Genomic DNA, 17,860 nt, shown 5'->3' with positions numbered 1-17,860 from the left:
CAGGTCGGCAGAGCGTCAGCGCTGCCGTCGCACCAGCGCGAACCGCGCCCCCTCCGGGTCCGCCACCATCGCCACCCGGCCGTGCGCCGTGTCGTGGGCCGGCTTGAGGACCTGCCCGCCCAGATGCACCAGGTGGTCCAGGGCGTCGTCGACGTCGTCGACCTGGAAGTACGTCACCCAGTGCGGGCCCCGGTCGCGGGGCAGGGCCTGCCCCAGCCCGTGGACGCCGGCGACGGGCCGGCCCCCGAGGTGCAGGGTCACGTAGTCGAGGTCGGCGGACACCACCGGTTCCTCCTGGTAGCCGAACACCGACCGGTAGAACTTGGCGACGCTCGCCGACTCGAAGGTCAGCAGCTCGTTCCAGGCGGGCGTGCCGGGGGCGCCGGAGACGGCCGTGCCGTGGTGGGCGGCGGCCTGCCAGATGCCGAAGACCGCACCCGAAGGATCGGAACAGATCGCCAGGCGGCCCGCGTCGGCGGCGTCCAGCGGCCCCACGCCGATCGTGCCGCCGCAGCTGCGCACCGTCTCCGCGGTCAGATCCACGTTCTGAGAGGCGAAGTAGGGGGTCCACGCGAGGGGCAGATGACGGTCCGGCGGCAGTTGCCCGATGCCGGCCACCTCGTGTCCGTCGAGCAGCGCCCGTACGTACGGGCCGAGTTGCCGGGGGCCCGGCTGGAACTCCCAGCCGAACAGCGCTCCGTAGAACTCCTGGGTCGCGGCCGGCCCGTGCACCATCAGGCTCACCCAGCAGGGCGTGCCGGGCGCGTGCCGAGCGGGTCTTGCGCCGTTCGGGCCGGCGGACTCCCGTGCGTCGGTCATCGTCACTCTCTTCTCGGCCTCGAGGTGGGCGCGCTGTCGCAGCCCACGGGGGAACGCCCTGCGGGGCGGCCCCTGTCCGGGAGAATGCCTGATGTGCGGTGCGCTGCCCCGTGCGGCGCGCTTGTCGGCACCCGTCGTTCAGCTGTACAGCATGCGCTTGTTCCCGTACGGCATGTGCTTGTTCCCGTACAGCGCGTGAGTGTCCCGCTCCGGCCGAGCACAGTAGCCGGAGCCGGACGGCTCGGCCACCCCTGTGCGCGAGGATGGAGTCATGAACGCCATCATCTCCGCATCCGATCTCGCGAGCGAGCTGACGGGTGCCAACCCGCCCGTCCTGCTCGATGTCCGCTGGCAGCTCACCATGGCAAAGGCGACCGGTGAGCCGCCGTACGACGGCCGGGCCGCGTACGAGGAAGGGCACCTTCCGGGGGCCGTCTTCGTCGACCTGGACCGGGAGTTGGCCTCGGCGCCGGGGGAGGGCGGCAGGCATCCGCTGCCCGACCTCGCGCGCTTCGGTGCCGCGATGCGCCGGGCGGGCGTGTCGGCCGGGACGCCGGTGGTCGTCTACGACGGCGGCCAGGGCTGGGCGGCGGCCCGCGCGTGGTGGCTGCTGCGCTGGACGGGTCACCCGGACGTGCGCGTCCTCGACGGCGGGTTGCCGGCCTGGGAGGGGCCGTTGGAGAAGACCGTGCCGACTCCGGCGGAGGGCGACTTCGTGCCCGAGCCCGGAGCGGCCGGCCTGCTCGACGCCGACGCCGCCGCGGCGTTGGCACGGTCGGGGGTGCTGCTGGACGCGCGGGCGGGGGAGCGGTACCGGGGCGAGGTGGAACCGATCGATCCGGTGGCCGGGCACATCCCGGGGGCGGTGTCGGCGCCCACCACGGAGAACCTGGGGGCGGACGGGTGCTTCCTCCCCGCCGAGGAACTGCGCGCGCGTTTTAAGGGGCTTGGCGTGACCGAGGACGCGCGGGTCGGCGTGTACTGCGGGTCGGGGGTGTCCGCGGCGCATGAGGTGCTGGCGCTGGCGGTCGCGGGCATTCCGGCGGAGCTGTACGTGGGTTCGTGGTCGGAGTGGTCCTCGGACCCGGACCGGCCGGTGGCCGTGGGACCGGATCCCCAGTAATCCGGCGGGAGCCGTCCTCGGTGACCCGGCGGCGCCCTCCTCGGCGACCCGGAACGAGGGCGAGGGCCGCGCCCCGGAAAGCGCGGCCCTCGCTCTCGTGCAACCGATCCGGCTACTCCTGCTTCTTGCGCCGCGTCCCGAACACGATCTCGTCCCAGCTCGGGACGGCGGCTCTGCGGCCCGGCCGGACGCCGTCGGCCTCGGCCTGGCGGTCGGTGGCCCCGATGAGCCGGTCGCGGTGGCTGCCGACGGAGCGCGGCATGAGGACGTCCGCGTAGGCGGAACCGGCCGAGGCCGCAGGAGCCGGGGGCTCCTCCTCCTCGGCTTCGGCGACGGGCTCCTCCTCGGGCTCCGGCGCGGGGCGCTCCGGCACCACCAGGTCACCGCGGAAGCTCGGCACCGCTTCCAGCAGGCTGGTCAGCGAGTCCCGTTCACCCGTGCTCTCCTCCACCGGCTCGGACGCCGCCGCCGGAAGGCTGGGCCGCTCCCGGTCGGCGGAACGGTCCAGCGGCCGGTCGCGCGGCAGCCGGGCGATCCGTGGCACGAACGGGAAGCTGGGCTCGGGCGCGGCCAGGTCGTCGGTCTCACCGATGAGCATGCGCGCCTCGTCGTCGACGGCCTGGACGAGCCGCCGGGGCGGGTCGTACGTCCAGCTCGCCGAGTGCGGTTCGCCCGCGACGCGGTAGACCAGCAGGACTTCCCACGTGCCGTCGTCGCGACGCCACGAGTCCCACTGCACGGTGTCCTTCTCGGCACCGCGCAGCAGCAGCCGCTCGGCCACGGCCTCGCCCAGCGGCGGACCGGAGTTCTCGCCGGGGCGGCGGACCGGTGTCTTGCGGGCCCGCTCGGCCATGAACGCACGCTCGGCGAGCACCGGACCCTCGAAGCGGCGGACCCGGTCGACGGGGATGCCTGCCATCTGCGCGACCTCTTCCGCGGTCGCGCCGGCACGTATACGCGCCTGGATGTCGCGGGGACGGAGGTGGCTCTCCACCTCGATCTCGATCTGGCCGAGGCGAGGACGGTCGCCGCGCACGGCGGCGCGGAGCCGTTCGTCGATGGGAAGCGTGTACTCCGTGCTGTCCGCAGCCTTCAGCACCAGCCGTGTGCCGTCATTCGAGACGGCCACGACACGCAGTTCGGGCATGGGGACCTCCCGGGTGGTGCCTGCCGACGTCACGTGCGTCGCTGCTTCCGCTAGTCGAGTGTGGCCTGCCCGGGTGCAGCCTGCCACAACCTTGCCGAGTTGCCCGGCGTGTCGGGCGCGGGCCCTGAATCGCCGTTATGGCACGGTTACCTATTCGCAACGCTAAGTGACGAACTCTGTCACCCTGTGCAACTAGCCCCCTCCCGGCGGTCCTTAAAGGCCCCGTACCCCCTGGCGGGAGACCGGACCCAGGGCTCGCAACAGTACTCCATTCGGGCCACGTGCGTGGATTGGCGCGCCGTCCAACTTCTGGCAAGGGGGCGGACTCGGCCGCCTGCTGCCCGCTTTCCGTGATCTTGAACGTGGTGAAGACCACCCCCCCCGGCGCGTCCCCTACGCCCCGAGAACCCTCCGCAAGTAGTCGTTCTGGAACCGCCGATCAGGATCGAGCCGGTCCCGCAACGCCGCGAACTCCGCGAAGCGCGGATACACCCGGGAGAAGTACTCGGCGTCCCTTGTGTGCACCTTGCCCCAGTGCGGACGCCCTTCATGGGCGGTGAAGATCCGCTCCGCCGCGGTGAAGTACCGCTGGTAGGGCGTGCCCTGGAACATGTGGACGGCGATGTAGGCGGTGTCCCGGCCCGAGGCGGTGGACAGGGTGATGTCGTCCGCCGGGGCGGTGCGCACCTCCACGGGGAAGCTGACCCTCAGGCCGGAGCGGTCGACCATCGTCTTCAGCTCGCGCAGCGTCTCGACGACGGCCGCGCGCGGAACGGCGTACTCCATCTCCACGAAGCGCACTCTGCGCGGAGACGTGAAGACCTTGTAAGGGATGTCGGTGTAGGTCCGCGCGGACAGGGCCTTGCTGGAGATCTGGGCGATCGCGGGGATCGTGGCGGGCACCGCGCGGCCGACCCAGTTGGCCACCTGGAAGACCCCGTTGGAGAGGAACTCGTCCTCGAACCAGCTCTGGAGCTGCGGCACCGGCTTCTCCGGGCCAGCGCTGCGGTTGTTGCGTTTGGTGTTGGTGTTCCCGGTGTGCGGGAACCAGTAGAACTCGAAGTGCTCGTTCTCCGCCCAGAGTTCCTCGAAGTCGGCGAGGACCCGGTCGAACGGCATCGGTTCCTCGCGGGCCGTGAGCAGGAAGACCGGCTCCACGGCGAAGGTGATCGCGGTGACGATGCCCAGGGCGCCGAGGCCGATGCGGGCGGCCGCGAAGACCTCCGGGTTCTCCTTCTCGGAGCAGGTCAGGACCGAGCCGTCGGCGGTGACCAGTTCCAGGCCCTTGATCTGGGCGGCGATGGAGCCGGAGTCGCGGCCCGTGCCGTGCGTGCCGGTACTGGTGGCCCCGGAGACCGTCTGCTCCATGATGTCGCCCATGTTCGTCAGCGACAGTCCCTCGCGCGCCAGAGCCACGTTGAGCCTCTTGAGCGGGGTGCCGGACTCCACCGTGACGGTCATGGCCTCGCGATCGATGTCGCGTATGCCGGTCAACAGTTGAGGGCGGATCAACACACCGTCCGTCGCGGCTATGGACGTGAAGGAATGCCCACTGCCGACGGCCTTCACCTTCAGACCGTCCTCGGCGGCCCGCCGCACGGCGGCGGCCAACTCGTCGACGGAGGCCGGGGTGACCTCCCGCGCGGGCCGCGCGGAGACGTTGCCGCCCCAGTTACGCCACGTGCCGTTTTTTCCGTTCGCCGTGCTGCTCAACGGAGCCTCCCCGACCCGTAGCCGGCCGCTTGAGCCGACGGAATCCGAGGAAACCCACCGCGACCGCGACGGCCCCGGCCACCGCCGGAACCCCGTACCCGGCACGTGCTCCGGCCGCGTCGATCACCCAGCCGGCCGCGGAGGAGCCGAGTGCGACCCCCACCGCGAGCCCGGTGCTCACCCAGGTCATGCCCTCGGTGAGCTGCGCACGTGGTACGTGCTCTTCGATGAGGGACATCGTCGTGATCATCGTCGGAGCGATGGACAGTCCCGCAACGAAGAGCGCCACGGCCAGAAACGGCAAGTTTCCGACCAGTAGGAGGGGGATCATACTCACGGCCATGGCACACACGCCCAGCAACCACCGGCGTTCCGGCGCCCCGGCGAAGTGCAGCAGTCCGAAGACCATGCCCGCCACGCAGGAACCGGCCGCGTACAGCGCGAGGACGATGCTCGCGGCGGCCTTGTTCCCTTCCTCCTCGGCGAAGGCCACGGTGACCACGTCGACCGCCCCGAAGATCGCCCCGGTCGCCGCGAAGGTGGCCACCAGGACCTGAAGGCCCCGCGAGCGCAGGGCCGTGCCCCCGCCGCGCTGCTCGCGCGGGTGCGGCTCCGGCTCGGTGGCGCGCTGCGCGGTCAGCCAGAAGACGCCCACGGCCAGGAAACAGGCGGCGAGCAGCGGACCGGCCTCCGGGAACCAGGCCGTGGACAGGCCGATGGAGATGATCGGCCCGAAGATGAAGCACACCTCGTCCACCACGGACTCGAAGGAGTACGCGGTGTGCAACTGCGGCGTGCCCCGGTACAGCGCCGCCCAGCGGGCCCGGATCATCGCGCCGACACTCGGCACGCAGCCGACGCCGGCGCACGCCACGAACAGCACCCAGTCCGGCCATCCGTAGTGCGCCGCGAACAGCAGGAGGGCCGCCGCGGTCAGAGAGATCAGCGTCGCCGGCCGCAGCACCCGCCGCTGGCCGTACTGGTCCACCAGCCGCGAGACCTGCGGTCCGGCCACCGCCGCCGCCAGCGCGACGGTGGCCGACAGGGCACCGGCCAGGCCGTACCGCCCGGTGAGCTGGGAGACCATCGTGACGACGCCGATGCCCATCATCGAGACCGGAATACGGCCGAGGAAACCCGCGGCGGAGAAGCTCTTGCTGCCGGGAGCGGCGAACAGGGCGCGGTAGGGGCTGGGCACGGGCTCTCCGGAAGGCTCAGTAAGCTGCGAAGGCAGTCGGCACAGATTACGCCTCGGGGTGCGCCCGACGCACCCGTCACGGCTCACTTATGGCCGTCCGGCGCGCAGGCGTCACCCGCCGTTTCCCGGCTGTCAGTGCCGGGTGGCAGGATCGACTCATGCCAGACGCGCGCGATGTCAGCCCCTACGACGCCCTGCTCCTGCTCTCCTTCGGCGGCCCGGAGGGCCCGGACGACGTGGTCCCGTTCCTGGAGAACGTGACGCGGGGGCGCGGCATCCCCAAGGAACGCCTCAAGGAAGTCGGGCAGCACTACTTCCTCTTCGGCGGGGTGAGCCCCATCAACGACCAGAACCGCGCCCTGCTGGACGCCCTGCGCAAGGACTTCGCCGACCACGGCCTGGACCTGCCGGTCTACTGGGGCAACCGCAACTGGGCGCCGTATCTGACGGACACGCTGCGCGAGATGGTCCGCGACGGCCGCCGCCGCATTCTGGTTCTCGCCACCAGCGCCTACGCCTCGTACTCGGGCTGCCGCCAGTACCGCGAGGACCTCGCCGACGCGCTAGCGGCTCTGCGGGCCGAGGGGCTGGAGCCGCCGAAGGTCGACAAGCTGCGGCACTACTTCAACCACCCCGGCTTCCTCGAGCCCATGATCGACGGGGTGATCCGTTCCCTCGCCGAGCTGCCCGAGGACGTCCGGGACGGGGCGCACCTCGCCTTCTCGACGCACTCGATCCCGACGGCCTCCGCCGACACCTCCGGGCCCGTCGAGGACCACGGAGACGGCGGCGCGTACGTCAGGCAGCACCTGGACGTGGCGCGGCTGATCGCGGACGCCGTCCGGGAGCGCACCGGCGTCGACCACCCCTGGCAGCTCGTCTACCAGTCCCGCTCCGGCGCCCCGCACATCCCCTGGCTGGAGCCCGACATCTGCGATCACCTGGAGGAGCGGCACGCGGCCGGTGTCCCGGCCATGGTGATCGCCCCCATCGGCTTCGTCTCCGACCACATGGAGGTCCTCTACGACCTCGACACGGAGGCCAAGGCCAAGGCGGAGGAGCTGGGGCTGCCGATGCGCCGCTCGGCCACCGTCGGGGCCGACCCGAGGTTCGCCGCCGCGGTCCGCGAGCTCGTCGTGGAGCGCGCCGCCGTCGAGCGCGGGCAGGAGGTCACCCCCTGCGCCCTGGGCGCCCTGGGGGCGAGCCACCACCTGTGCCCGGTCGGCTGCTGCCCGGCCCGCGCCCCCCGCCCCGCCGCCGCGGGCGCCGACAGCACCTACGCGTGAGGAGCCCCGTGACCGACCCCCTGCACAAGGACCTGCTCGCTCTCGCCCAGGAAGCCGCCCGGCGCGCGGGCGCGCTGCTGCGGGACGGACGCCCGGCCGACCTCGCGGTGGCCGCGACCAAGTCCAGCCCCATCGACGTCGTCACGGAGATGGACATCGCGGCCGAGAAGCTGATCACCGGCCTGATCGCCGAGCGCCGCCCGGACGACGGCATCCTCGGCGAGGAGGGCGCCGCCACGGAGGGCACGAGCGGCGTCCGCTGGGTCATCGACCCGCTCGACGGCACGGTCAACTACCTGTACGGGCTGCCCACCTGGTCCGTCTCCATCGCCGCCGAGCAGGACGGCGAGACCGTCGTCGGAGTCGTCGCGGCCCCGATGCGCGGCGAGACCTTCCACGCGGTGCGCGGCGGCGGAGCCTGGGCCACCGGCGCCTGGGACGGCGAGCGCAGGCTGGCCTGCCGCCCCGCGCCGCCCCTGGACCAGGCCCTGGTCTCGACGGGCTTCAACTACGTGGCCGAGGTCCGCGCCCATCAGGCCGAGGTCGCCCAGCGGCTGATCCCGCTGCTGCGCGACATCCGGCGCGGCGGTTCGGCCGCGGTCGACCTGTGCGACCTGGCCGCCGGACGCCTCGACGGCTACTACGAGCGCGGCCTGCACGCCTGGGACCTCGCGGCGGGCGACCTGATCGCCCGGGAGGCGGGCGCGCTGACCGGTGGACGCCCCGGAGAGCGCCCGTCGGGGGATCTGACAGTCGCGGGTACCCCGGGCGTCTTCGAGCCCCTCCAGCGCCTCCTGGAGGACTTCGGCGCCTGGCACGACTGACCCCCCCCGAACGACGAAAACGGGCCCCGGCGCTGGATTCGCCGGGGCCCGCTCCGTACGGCCTGATCAGACGCTCGTCGCGCCGACCTCCACACCGTGCTCGGCCGCGAGGCGGCGCAGGTCGTCGAGCTCGCCCTGCTCCACCTCGACGAGGAAGTCGTCGCCCTCGTCGCGAGCCCGGGACAGATCGGACTCGGTCGCCCTTATGCGCTGCAGAAGTCCTGCGGTGAATGCGTCCATGCTGCGCCCCCTCGTCCTGGGTCGTGGGTCGTTGGCACGGGGGTGTGCCGTTCGGAAGGGACGATCACGTCTCCGGTGGATGCCCAGCGCCGCTCAGCTGGGCGGCGACGGTGCCGGACACCCACGCCCGCCCTGCGGAAGCGGGTTGAAGCGCACCGCACGGTGGTGCGGTGCCAGCAGAGCGTGATCGTGGGATGTAAAGCCGTCCTCCCCAAGCTCCCTTCCGTGGAAACCTAACCGCGGGAGAAAATCTCGTATTCCGCATCGGGCCCAGCGCCCTCACCCGCCTTACCTCCGACTTATGGCCGAAAAGGGCAGGATGGAGGGCAACACCAACAGACCGTCGAAGACCCCTGCCCGGCTGCGCCTGTGCGGCGCTACGCGGGTGGACATGAGGAAGGACCAGGGACGTGCGCGTACTCGTCGTCGAGGACGAGCAACTGCTCGCCGATGCGGTGGCCACCGGGCTGCGCCGGGAGGCCATGGCCGTCGACGTCGTGTACGACGGCGCGGCCGCCCTCGAGCGGATCGGCGTCAACGACTACGACGTGGTCGTCCTCGACCGTGACCTCCCGCTCGTGCACGGCGACGACGTCTGCCGCAAGATCGTCGAGCTCGGCATGCCCACGCGCGTGCTGATGCTCACGGCCTCCGGTGACGTCAGCGACCGGGTGGAGGGCCTGGAGATCGGCGCCGACGACTATCTGCCCAAGCCGTTCGCGTTCAGTGAGCTCATCGCGCGGGTGCGGGCCCTCGGCCGGCGCACCAGCGTGCCCCTGCCGCCGGTCCTGGAGCGCTCCGGCATCAAGCTCGACCCCAACCGCCGCGAGGTCTTCCGCGACGGCAAGGAGGTCCAGCTCGCGCCCAAGGAGTTCGCCGTCCTGGAGGTGCTCATGCGCAGTGAGGGCGCCGTCGTCTCGGCGGAGCAGCTGCTGGAGAAGGCCTGGGACGAGAACACCGACCCGTTCACGAACGTCGTCCGTGTGACGGTCATGACCCTGCGCCGCAAGCTCGGCGAGCCGCCCGTCATCGTCACCGTCCCCGGCTCCGGCTACCGGATCTGATACGCCGTGGCAGCGACTCCCGCGCCTCCCCAGGCACCCCCGAAGCCCACCTGGGACCCCCGGCGGCCCGCGCCGCCGCTCCCCTGGCTGCGTCCGACCATCCGCATAAGGCTCACGCTGCTCTACGGCGGCATGTTCCTGATCGCAGGCATCCTGCTGCTGTCGATCATCTACCTGCTGGCCGCCCAGGCGCTGAACGTGGGCAGCGAGCTGCCGTTCAAGATCGTCGAGGGCAAGGTCACCAGCGACATCTGCAACCTGCCCGGCCAGGCCTCGCCCAGCGAGTTCAACCACGCCATGAACCAGTGCGTCAACGACCAGCGGCAGGCCGCACTGGACAACCTGCTCAGCCGCTCGCTCCTGGCCCTGCTGGGCCTGGCGGTCATCGCCTTCGCCTTCGGCTACGCGATGGCCGGCCGGGTCCTGTCGCCGCTGGGCCGGATCACCCGCACCGCGCGCGCGGTGGCGGGCTCCGACCTGTCCCGCCGGATCGAGCTGGACGGCCCGGACGACGAGCTGAAGGAGCTGGCGGACACCTTCGACGACATGCTGGAGCGGCTGCAGCGCGCCTTCACCGCCCAGCAGCGTTTCGTGGGCAACGCCTCGCACGAGCTGAGAACACCGCTGGCGATCAACCGCACGCTCCTCGAGGTCCACCTGTCCGACCCGGGCGCACCGGTGGAACTCCAGCAACTCGGCAAGACGCTGCTGGCCACCAACGAGCGCAGCGAGCAACTCGTCGAGGGCCTGCTGCTGCTCGCCCGCAGCGACAACCAGATCGTCGAGCGGGGCCCGGTGGACCTCGCCGAGGTCGCCGAGCAGGCCATCGACCAGGTGCACGGCGAGGCCGAGGCCAAGGGCGTGCGCATCCGCGGCGAGCAGAAGCCCGCCGTCGTCCAGGGCAACGGCGTGCTGCTGGAGCGGATCGCCCTCAACCTGGTGCAGAACGCCGTGCGGTACAACGTGGCCGAGGACGGCTGGGTCGAGGTCACCACGGACGTCCAGCACGGCCAGGCCGTCCTGGTCGTCTCCAATACGGGCCCGGTCGTGCCGGCGTACGAGATCGACAACCTCTTCGAGCCGTTCCGGCGGCTGCGCACCGAGCGCACGGGCAGCGACAAGGGCGTAGGACTCGGACTGTCGATCGTCCGGTCGGTGGCCCGGGCGCACGGCGGGCACATCTACGCACAGCCGCGCGAAGGGGGTGGGCTCGTGATGCGGGTCACGCTGCCCATCTGAGATCATGTCGCCGATCAACTCGGCGACACACGGGGATGTTCGCTTTGCGCTGAATTTTCGAGATCGCACCGCGCATACCCCGTGTGTGATCGATCACAGGGGCGCCTTTCCGGCCATCCACTCTCCGTGATCATGCACCCTGTCGGAAAGCCGGGAAAATCCCGGTTTTCGAGGGTCTTGATCACGGGAAGTACACGGTGAGACGCCTTTGTAGTGCGGCATTCGGACCGTGTACGGTCCCCATCGCCATCCAAGCCGATCACTCATGAGGAGTCCGGTTGGGTGTCGATTGAGTAACAGACCTTGATGTGAGGCAAAATCTCCGCCTCAGGTCGGGCACAAGTCCGGCCTCTCACGCGTTACGTGCGCTGGAGACACCGCAGACACCCAGAGGGGGAGAGCGACATGGCAACCGATTACGACACTCCACGCAAGACCGACGACGACGTTGACTCGGACAGCCTCGAAGAGCTGAAGGCTCGGAGGAACGACAAGTCGGCCTCCGCAGTGGACGTCGACGAGTTCGAGGCCGCGGAAGGCCTCGAGCTGCCCGGCGCCGATCTCTCGAACGAGGAGCTGGCAGTACGAGTGCTCCCGAAGCAGCAGGACGAGTTCACCTGCATGAGCTGCTTCCTGGTGCACCACCGCAGCCAGCTGGCCCGGGAGAAGAACGGTCAGCCGATCTGCCGCGACTGCGACTGAGGACGGGTCGGCCGTGACTGGCTCGACCCCTCCCTGGAAGCGCCGCTTCTCCAAGCGGAAAGCGGACGAAGGGCCGATCGACGGCCCGCACGGCGCGCGTGACGACGAGCGAGGCTCAACCGGTACGGGGGCGGCCTCGCTCGAACCGGCAGCGGACCGGGGTGACCTCCCGGCGTCCGTCGGCGTCCCCGCACCCGTCGCCCGACGACGGGCGGGGGCGATCCGGGAGAGGGCCTGGGAAGGCGCTCGCAAGGGCGGTGAACGGGCCCGTGCGGGGCTCGCACACCTCGCCGACCGGATCATCGAACTGGCCCCGCGCGTCCCCGTACGGGACCTGGCGACCCTGCGCCGGCAGTTCCCGGGCCTCGGGCCGGAAGAGCTCGCGGACAAACTCGTCGCGGGCGCGGCGAAGGCGACGGCCACGGTCGGAGCGGGCATCGGCGCCGCGGCGATGCTTCCCGTGCCGCCCGCGATGCCGACGGAACTGGCCGCCGAGGTCACCGGCGTCGCGGCGATCGAGCTGAAGCTGATCGCCGAACTCCACGAGGTCTACGGCGTACGGCCGCCCGGCAACCTCAAACAGCGCAGCACGGCGTACCTCGACGCCTGGTCGGGGGAGCGCGGGATCGACGCGACCAAGCCGTCGACGCTGCGCACGGCGCTGAACAGCCGCATGAAGCGCGAGCTGCGGCAGCGGATCATGAAGCGGATGGTCCGCAGCATGCCGAACCTGGTGCCGTTCCTGGTCGGCGCCGCCGTCGGGGCGGCCATGAACCGCAGCGAGACGAGAAAGCTCGCCGCCCGGATCCGCGAGGACCTGCGCAAGATCCAGGTGCCCTGGGAGGACCTGGAGGCGCTCCCCGCCCTGGAGCGTCCGGCGGACGCCCTCGAGATGGGACAGATCGCCGAAGACCCCTTGGGCCGCCTCGACGAGAGAGACGACAAGCGCGACGACGGACGCTGAGGCGACGCCGAGGCGCGACGCGCGGCCCCGTCCGTCATCAGCCTCCGGATGAAGGCCCGCGCAAGTGTGCTACGCCGACTTCGCCGCCTTCAGCGCCTCCGCCAGGCGCTCCGGCTCGCGCGTGGACAGGTACAGATACGGAGTCGGGTCCTCCGGGTCCGTGACCTCCACGCGCAGGGCCCTGGGGATGTAGGCGCGCAGCAGCATGAAGGCGCGCGGGTCGGCCTTGTGGGTGCGCCAGGCGCGGGTCTCCTCCGGGTCCAGGACCTCCGCCTCGCCCAGCGCCGCCACCGGGATCTTCGCCTCGCCCGCGATCAGGGAATCGCCCACCACCCGGATGCGGACCGAGCCGTACGAACTGGCGGCGACGGCCGCGACCGCCGTGCCGCCGGCCAGGCCGCCGAGCATCGGCAGCGTGCCGAACGGGAACAGGACCAGGGCCATGGAGACCCCGACCAGGAACGAGATCAGCCACCAGGACCGGGGAGCGGTCAGGCGTTCTTCGTACGGGGCGGCGGAGAGCTGCATGGAGCCAAGCTTGACACGGTGTCGGGAAGGGGCCGACGCGCGGGTAAGGTCTCCGGCTGTGAGTCGTACTTCCACTGCTCTTCAGCCTCCGGCCGACGCCGTGCGACCGGTGCGGCATCCGGATGCCCCGGCGCCCGGTGAGCCCCTCGGCGCGCACTACGGCCAGTGTTTCGGCTGTGGCGGCGAGCAGCCGCACGGGCTGCACCTGGAGGCCACGGCCGGCGAGGGTGTGTCGCTCACGGCCGAGTTCACCGTGCAGCCCGCCCACCAGGGCGCCCCGGGCCTCGCCCACGGCGGTGTGCTCACCTCCGCCCTGGACGAGGCGCTCGGCTCGCTGAACTGGCTGTTGCGCACGATCGCCGTGACCGGACGGCTGGAGACCGACTTCGTGATGCCCGTGCCCGTCGGCACCACGCTGTATCTGGAGGCCGAGGTGACGGCGGTGGCCGGGCGGAAGATCTACTCGACCGCCACCGGACGCGTCGGCGGACCCGACGGGCCCGTCGCCGTGCGGGCCGACGCGCTCTTCATCGAGGTCAAGGTCGACCACTTCGTCGACCACGGCCGCCAGGAGGAGATCCAGGCGGCCATGAACGACCCGGACCAGATCCGGCGCGCCCGCGCCTTCGAGGTGAACCCGTGAGCCCGGAAAGCCCCCTCGTTCCCGTGAACCCCACGAGCTCCGTGAGTCGTGCGCCCGTGGACGTGCTGATCCGGCGCGTCGATCCGGACGTACCACTTCCGGCGTATGCGCATCCCGGGGACGCGGGAGCCGATCTGCGCACCACCGAGGCGTGCCGGCTGGCTCCGGGCGAGAGGGCCGTGCTGCCCACGGGAGTGTCTGTGGCGCTGCCGGAGGGGTACGCGGCCTTCGTGCACCCCCGGTCCGGCCTGGCGGCCCGCTGTGGCGTCGCCCTGGTGAATGCCCCGGGGACGGTTGATGCCGGGTACCGTGGGGAGATCAAGGTGATCGTGGTGAATCTCGACCCGCGCGAGGACGTGCGGTTCGAGCGCTTCGACCGGATTGCCCAACTGGTCGTCCAGCAGGTCGAGAGGGTCCGCTTCCATGAGGTGGCGTAGCTTCCCGGCTCCGCGCGGGCCGAGGGGGGCTTCGGGTCCACCGGAGGACACGCCGCGGTGGACGGGACGAGCGGCACAAGCGGTCAGGCCGCCCTGGGCGGTCGGGCGGGTGGGAATCGATACGCTTCGGTCGTATCCGACCGGGAAGGACAGTGACGTGTTCGGACGTCGCAAGAAGAGGGATGCCGCCGAGGACGCGGCCGGCGAGGCCGAGCAGGTCGTCGACGGTGTCGACAGTGAGGCGGGCGGCGAGGACGAGCGCCTGAGGCTCGAGCCGGCGCCGCGGCCAGACGGGCCCTGGGACAGCTCCGAGGTGCGTGACCCGGGCGAGGGCCGGGTCGACCTGGGCGGTCTGTTCGTGCCGGGCGTCGACGGCATGGAGCTGCGGGTCGAGGTCGCGGGTGACGCGATCGTGGCGGCGACGGTCGTGCTGCGGGACAGCGCCATCCAGTTGCAGGCCTTCGCCGCGCCCAAGCGCGAGGGCATCTGGGGCGAGGTGCGCGAGGAGATCGGCTCGGGCATCACCCAGCAGGGCGGCATCGTCGACGAGGTCGAGGGTCCGCTGGGCTGGGAGCTGCGGGCCCAGGTGCCGGTGCAGCTGCCGGACGGCACCGGCGGCTTCCAGGTCGTGCGGTTCGTCGGTGTGGACGGCCCCCGCTGGTTCCTGCGCGGGGTCATCTCGGGCCAGGGCGCGGTGCAGCCGCAGGCCGCCGGGCTGCTGGAGCAGATCTTCCGGGACACCGTCGTGGTCCGTGGCGAGGGCCCGATGGCGCCCCGCGACCCGATCGTCCTGAAGCTGCCCAACGACGCCCAGATGGTCCCCGAGGGCATCCAGCAGGAGGAGGAGGGCTCCCGTTTCGCCGGCGGAATGGGCCAGCTCCAGCGCGGACCAGAGATCACCGAGGTTCGCTGAGCACCACAGAGTCAACAGGGCCGCACCCCCAGGGGTGCGGCCCTTTCGCATGCTTCGTGCGGGGAGCCTTGACGGGGTATTGGTCTGTACCTACCGTCTCCGTCCAACGCGTCTGTTCATAAAGGCGCTTCACGTTCACATACGAGAACGGAAGGCCCCCGCGTATGCGCAGAACCGGACTCTTAGCGGCCGCGGCCGCCCTCGTCGCCGGCGTGCTCGCCTGGCCCGCCGACGCCGCTCCCAGTACCTTCGTCCACCCCGGAGTTACCGTCTCCAAGGGCCAGTTGGACTTCACCCGCTCCAAGGTCAACGCGGGCGCCCAGCCCTGGAAGGGCGCCTTCGACCGGATGATGGCGAGCAAGTACGCCGACCTGAACCGCACGCCCAAGCCCCGGGCGGTCGTCGAGTGCGGTTCGTACTCCAACCCCGACAACGGCTGCACCGACGAGCGCGAGGACGCGATCGCCGCCTACACCCAGGCCCTCGCCTGGTACGTCACCCGCGACGAACGGCACGCGCGCAAGGCGATCGAGCTGATGGACGCCTGGTCGGCCGTGATCCGGGACCACACCAACAGCAACGCGCCGCTCCAGACGGGCTGGGCCGGCTCCTCCTGGCCCAAGGCCGCCGAGATCATCAAGTACACGTACACCGGCACCTGGGCCGACTCCGGCCGCTTCGCCACCATGCTCCGGAACGTCTACCTCCCCGAGGTGATCAACGGCTCGAACTCCAACGGCAACTGGGAGCTGTCGATGATGGAGGCCGCCGTCGGCATCTCCGTCTTCCTGGAGGACAAGGCGTCGTACGACAAGGCCATGGCGAAGTTCCGCACGCGCACGGCCGCCTACGTCTACCTGGCCTCCGACGGCGACCTGCCGAAGACCGTGCCGAGCCAGAACCTGAACACCCGGGACAAGATCGTCAAGTACTGGCAGGGCCAGTCGACCTTCGTCGACGGTCTCAGCCAGGAGACCTGCCGGGACTTCACGCACGCCGGGTACGGCCTCTCGGCCATCTCGCACGTCGCCGAGACCAGCCGGATCCAGGGGCAGGACCTCTACGGCACCGACGTCGGCGAGCGGCTGCGGCACGGGCTGGGCTTCCACGCCAAGTACCAGCTCGGCGCCGCCGCCCCGGGCTGGCTGTGCGGCGGCTCCCTGAAGCTCGGGCTCGGGCCGGTTCCCGAGGTGGGCCACAACGCCCTGGCCAACCGGCTCGGACACGCCATGACCAACACCGAGACGCTGACCCTGCGCGGCCGCCCGGCAGGCAGCAACAACCTCTTCGTCGCCTGGGAGACCCTCACCCACGGCGACAACCCCGCGTGACCCGCTGAACGGCCGGGCGCGTCAGGGTTTCGTCAAAGACGGCCCCGTCGACGCGCCCGGCGCCGATGTGCCGCTCTTCCCGGTCGTAAGGTCGAGGCCGCGCAGGCAGCGGACCGGAAGACAATGGGGCCATGGCACGGGGCAAGCTTCGGATCCACCTCGGTGCGGCACCGGGCGTCGGCGAGACGTGCGCGATGCCCTCCGAGGGGCACCGCCGTATCGAGCGGGGCACCGACCGCGTGGCCGCCTTCGTCGAGCACCACGACAGGCCACGCACCGAGGTGCTGCTGCACGGCCTGGAGCAGGTGCCGCGCCGACGGCTGGAGTACCGCGGTGTGGACCCCGGGCCGCTGGAGCGGGCCATGGCCGACCTCGTCGAGAACGCCGTCGAGTACAGTCCGTCCGACCGGGGGCCGGGCGTCCCCGACGAGGCCCAGGAGCGCATCTTCGAGCCCTTGCAGCGCTACGGCGACGCCCCGCGCCCGGAGGGTGACGACGCGGCGGAACACCAGGCAGAACCGGAAAGGCAGGCCTCCTCATGACCCGTGTGCTGGTGGTCGACGACGAGCCGCAGATGGTGCGCGCCCTCGTGATCAACCTCAGGGCACGCACGTACGAGGTCGACGCCGCCCACGACGGCGCCACCGCCCTCCGGATCGCCGCCGCCCGCCACCCCGACGTGGTCGTCCTCGACCTCGGCCTGCCCGACATGGACGGCGTCGAGGTGATCAGGGGCCTGCGCGGCTGGACCCGCGTGCCGATCCTGGTGCTGTCCGCCCGGCACTCCTCCGACGAGAAGGTCCAGGCACTGGACGCGGGCGCCGACGACTACGTCACCAAGCCCTTCGGCATGGACGAACTGCTGGCCCGGCTGCGGGCCGCCGTGCGCCGGGCCGAACCGGCCGAGGACGGTGCGGACGACGTGATCGTGGAGACCGGCGGGTTCACCGTCGACCTGGCCGCGAAGAAGGTCGGCCGCGCCGGGAAGGACGTCCGGCTGACCCCCACGGAGTGGCACCTGCTGGAGGTCCTCGTCCGCAACAGGGGCCGCCTGGTCGGGCAGAAGGCGCTGCTCCAGGAGGTGTGGGGGCCGTCGTACGGGACGGAGACCAACTATCTGCGCGTGTACATGGCGCAGCTGCGGCGGAAGCTGGAGGCGGACCCCTCCCGTCCGAAGCACTTCATCACCGAGCCCGGGATGGGGTACCGGTTCGAGAAGTGAGGCCTCCGGGGGGTCCGCAGAGCCCCGGGACTACGTGGCTGTCAGCAGCCCCCGGTACGCTCTAGACATGAGTGCTGTTCCTCGTTCGCAGAAGCCTGCGGGCCGGTTCCGGCGCATGCTCGACCGGCTCTCCTCGTCGCAGGAGGACCTGGAGTCCGAGGAGCTGCGCGAGGACACCGAGACCACGGGCTGTATCAGGATCGGAGACTGCCAGGACCGGCAGATAGTGACGGTTACTGGTACCTTGCGCACGGTCACCCTGCGGCCGCGCGCCGGTGTCCCGGCCCTGGAGGCCGAGCTGTTCGACGGCTCCGCCGCGCTGGACGTGGTGTGGCTCGGCAGGCGCTCCATCGTGGGCATAGAACCGGGGCGCAAGCTGATCGCATCGGGCCGGATCTCGATGAGCCGGGGCCGCCGGGTGCTGTTCAATCCCAAGTACGAACTGAGACCCCTCGGACGGGAGTAGC

At 71.2% G+C, this 17,860-nt stretch carries 19 protein-coding genes and 2 pseudogenes; 14 read left to right on the top strand and 7 right to left on the bottom strand.

Features of this window, described 5'->3' with window-relative positions; genetic code table 11:
• Positions 1-15: 15 nt before the first annotated feature.
• Together ABZ192_RS07130 and ABZ192_RS07125 are read right to left on the bottom strand one after the other, a co-directional pair.
• A complete protein-coding gene (locus tag ABZ192_RS07130) occupies positions 16-819 on the bottom strand; it encodes a VOC family protein (RefSeq protein WP_356923505.1) in 804 nt (267 codons plus the stop codon).
• Positions 820-957: 138 nt separating this feature from the next.
• A complete protein-coding gene (locus ABZ192_RS07125) occupies positions 958-1,092 on the bottom strand; it encodes a hypothetical protein (RefSeq protein WP_356923504.1) in 135 nt (44 codons plus the stop codon).
• Here ABZ192_RS07125 and ABZ192_RS07120 point away from each other — a divergent pair.
• Positions 1,091-1,942 carry a sulfurtransferase gene (locus ABZ192_RS07120; RefSeq protein WP_356923503.1) on the top strand — a complete coding sequence of 284 codons (852 nt, stop codon included), beginning with the start codon at positions 1,091-1,093 and terminating at the stop codon, positions 1,940-1,942. The genes ABZ192_RS07125 and ABZ192_RS07120 overlap by 2 nt on opposite strands.
• Before the next feature lie 112 nt (positions 1,943-2,054).
• On the opposite strand, the gene sepH is transcribed toward ABZ192_RS07120, so the two are convergent.
• From sepH to ABZ192_RS07105, 3 genes are all read right to left on the bottom strand, one after another.
• On the bottom strand, positions 2,055-3,089 hold the full coding sequence (gene sepH / locus ABZ192_RS07115; protein ID WP_356923502.1) for a septation protein SepH: 1,035 nt from the start codon (positions 3,087-3,089) through the stop codon (positions 2,055-2,057).
• Positions 3,090-3,482: 393 nt separating this feature from the next.
• Positions 3,483-4,802 carry a D-arabinono-1,4-lactone oxidase gene (locus tag ABZ192_RS07110; protein ID WP_356923501.1) on the bottom strand — a complete coding sequence of 440 codons (1,320 nt, stop codon included), beginning with the start codon at positions 4,800-4,802 and terminating at the stop codon, positions 3,483-3,485.
• Positions 4,762-6,000 (bottom strand): MFS transporter, encoded by a 1,239-nt coding sequence (locus ABZ192_RS07105; RefSeq protein ID WP_356923500.1) that lies wholly within the window; start codon positions 5,998-6,000, stop codon positions 4,762-4,764. Before ABZ192_RS07105 ends, ABZ192_RS07110 begins: the two co-directional genes overlap by 41 nt.
• Positions 6,001-6,158: 158 nt before the next feature.
• On the opposite strand from ABZ192_RS07105, the gene ABZ192_RS07100 reads away from it, so the two are divergent.
• Both ABZ192_RS07100 and ABZ192_RS07095 read left to right on the top strand, forming a co-directional pair.
• Positions 6,159-7,286, top strand: a complete 1,128-nt coding sequence (locus tag ABZ192_RS07100; RefSeq protein WP_356923499.1) for a ferrochelatase — start codon at positions 6,159-6,161, stop codon at positions 7,284-7,286.
• An 8-nt stretch (positions 7,287-7,294) separates the two neighbouring features.
• Entirely contained in the window at positions 7,295-8,110 is an 816-nt protein-coding gene (locus ABZ192_RS07095) for an inositol monophosphatase family protein (protein WP_356923498.1), read from the top strand.
• 66 nt (positions 8,111-8,176) lie between these two features.
• Here the strand turns inward: ABZ192_RS07095 and ABZ192_RS07090 are convergent, their stop codons facing one another.
• Entirely contained in the window at positions 8,177-8,350 is a 174-nt protein-coding gene (locus ABZ192_RS07090; protein WP_010035018.1) for a hypothetical protein, read from the bottom strand.
• A 410-nt stretch (positions 8,351-8,760) separates the two neighbouring features.
• Here ABZ192_RS07090 and ABZ192_RS07085 point away from each other — a divergent pair, with 410 nt between their 5' ends.
• The 4 genes from ABZ192_RS07085 to ABZ192_RS07070 all read left to right on the top strand — a co-directional run bounded on the left by ABZ192_RS07085 (position 8,761) and on the right by ABZ192_RS07070 (position 12,319).
• Positions 8,761-9,414, top strand: coding sequence for a response regulator transcription factor (locus ABZ192_RS07085; protein ID WP_016432179.1), 654 nt, complete (start codon positions 8,761-8,763; stop codon positions 9,412-9,414).
• 6 nt (positions 9,415-9,420) lie between these two features.
• Entirely contained in the window at positions 9,421-10,653 is a 1,233-nt protein-coding gene (locus ABZ192_RS07080; RefSeq protein WP_356923497.1) for a HAMP domain-containing sensor histidine kinase, read from the top strand.
• Positions 10,654-11,058: 405 nt separating this feature from the next.
• Positions 11,059-11,355 carry a DUF4193 domain-containing protein gene (locus tag ABZ192_RS07075; RefSeq protein ID WP_003993510.1) on the top strand — a complete coding sequence of 99 codons (297 nt, stop codon included), beginning with the start codon at positions 11,059-11,061 and terminating at the stop codon, positions 11,353-11,355.
• Positions 11,356-11,368: 13 nt separating this feature from the next.
• Entirely contained in the window at positions 11,369-12,319 is a 951-nt protein-coding gene (locus tag ABZ192_RS07070; RefSeq protein ID WP_356923496.1) for a hypothetical protein, read from the top strand.
• A gap of 69 nt (positions 12,320-12,388) precedes the next feature.
• Here the strand turns inward: ABZ192_RS07070 and ABZ192_RS07065 are convergent, their stop codons facing one another.
• Positions 12,389-12,847, bottom strand: coding sequence for a DUF3093 domain-containing protein (locus tag ABZ192_RS07065; RefSeq protein WP_356923495.1), 459 nt, complete (start codon positions 12,845-12,847; stop codon positions 12,389-12,391).
• Between the two features lie 58 nt (positions 12,848-12,905).
• Here ABZ192_RS07065 and ABZ192_RS07060 point away from each other — a divergent pair, with 58 nt between their 5' ends.
• The 7 genes and pseudogenes from ABZ192_RS07060 (at position 12,906) to ABZ192_RS07030 (ending at position 17,859) form a co-directional block, all read left to right on the top strand.
• Positions 12,906-13,490, top strand: coding sequence for a PaaI family thioesterase (locus ABZ192_RS07060; protein WP_356923494.1), 585 nt, complete (start codon positions 12,906-12,908; stop codon positions 13,488-13,490).
• A 41-nt stretch (positions 13,491-13,531) separates the two neighbouring features.
• Positions 13,532-14,083: pseudogene (gene dut / locus ABZ192_RS07055) on the top strand (dUTP diphosphatase).
• 1 nt (position 14,084) lies between these two features.
• A complete protein-coding gene (locus ABZ192_RS07050; RefSeq protein WP_356923493.1) occupies positions 14,085-14,840 on the top strand; it encodes a DUF3710 domain-containing protein in 756 nt (251 codons plus the stop codon).
• A gap of 164 nt (positions 14,841-15,004) precedes the next feature.
• A complete protein-coding gene (locus ABZ192_RS07045; protein ID WP_356923492.1) occupies positions 15,005-16,171 on the top strand; it encodes an alginate lyase family protein in 1,167 nt (388 codons plus the stop codon).
• Positions 16,172-16,302: 131 nt separating this feature from the next.
• Positions 16,303-16,506 (top strand): annotated as a pseudogene (locus ABZ192_RS07040) (sensor histidine kinase KdpD); the annotation flags it as partial.
• 203 nt (positions 16,507-16,709) lie between these two features.
• Positions 16,710-17,393 (top strand): response regulator, encoded by a 684-nt coding sequence (locus ABZ192_RS07035; RefSeq protein WP_356923491.1) that lies wholly within the window; start codon positions 16,710-16,712, stop codon positions 17,391-17,393.
• 67 nt (positions 17,394-17,460) lie between these two features.
• Entirely contained in the window at positions 17,461-17,859 is a 399-nt protein-coding gene (locus tag ABZ192_RS07030; protein ID WP_078602751.1) for an OB-fold nucleic acid binding domain-containing protein, read from the top strand.
• Position 17,860: the final 1 nt, after the last annotated feature.

This window comes from Streptomyces sp. NPDC006235 (genome assembly GCF_040613735.1).
Classification (GTDB): Bacteria; Actinomycetota; Actinomycetes; order Streptomycetales; family Streptomycetaceae; genus Streptomyces.
Note: the sequence above shows the minus strand (reverse complement) of the source record. Positions and strands in the feature narration are given on the sequence as shown.

Bases quoted from the DNA above. Each gene is read 5' to 3' on its own strand.
- ABZ192_RS07130 (WP_356923505.1), bottom strand. From the start codon at position 819: ATGACCGACGCACGGGAGTCCGCCGGCCCGAACGGCGCAAGACCCGCT.
- ABZ192_RS07120 (WP_356923503.1), top strand. From the start codon at position 1,091: ATGAACGCCATCATCTCCGCATCCGATCTCGCGAGCGAGCTGACGGGT.
- ABZ192_RS07125 (WP_356923504.1), bottom strand. From the start codon at position 1,092: ATGACTCCATCCTCGCGCACAGGGGTGGCCGAGCCGTCCGGCTCCGGC.
- sepH (WP_356923502.1), bottom strand. From the start codon at position 3,089: ATGCCCGAACTGCGTGTCGTGGCCGTCTCGAATGACGGCACACGGCTG.
- ABZ192_RS07100 (WP_356923499.1), top strand. From the start codon at position 6,159: ATGCCAGACGCGCGCGATGTCAGCCCCTACGACGCCCTGCTCCTGCTC.
- ABZ192_RS07090 (WP_010035018.1), bottom strand. From the start codon at position 8,350: ATGGACGCATTCACCGCAGGACTTCTGCAGCGCATAAGGGCGACCGAG.
- ABZ192_RS07075 (WP_003993510.1), top strand. From the start codon at position 11,059: ATGGCAACCGATTACGACACTCCACGCAAGACCGACGACGACGTTGAC.
- ABZ192_RS07065 (WP_356923495.1), bottom strand. From the start codon at position 12,847: ATGCAGCTCTCCGCCGCCCCGTACGAAGAACGCCTGACCGCTCCCCGG.
- ABZ192_RS07045 (WP_356923492.1), top strand. From the start codon at position 15,005: ATGCGCAGAACCGGACTCTTAGCGGCCGCGGCCGCCCTCGTCGCCGGC.
- ABZ192_RS07035 (WP_356923491.1), top strand. From the start codon at position 16,710: ATGACCCGTGTGCTGGTGGTCGACGACGAGCCGCAGATGGTGCGCGCC.
- ABZ192_RS07030 (WP_078602751.1), top strand. From the start codon at position 17,461: ATGAGTGCTGTTCCTCGTTCGCAGAAGCCTGCGGGCCGGTTCCGGCGC.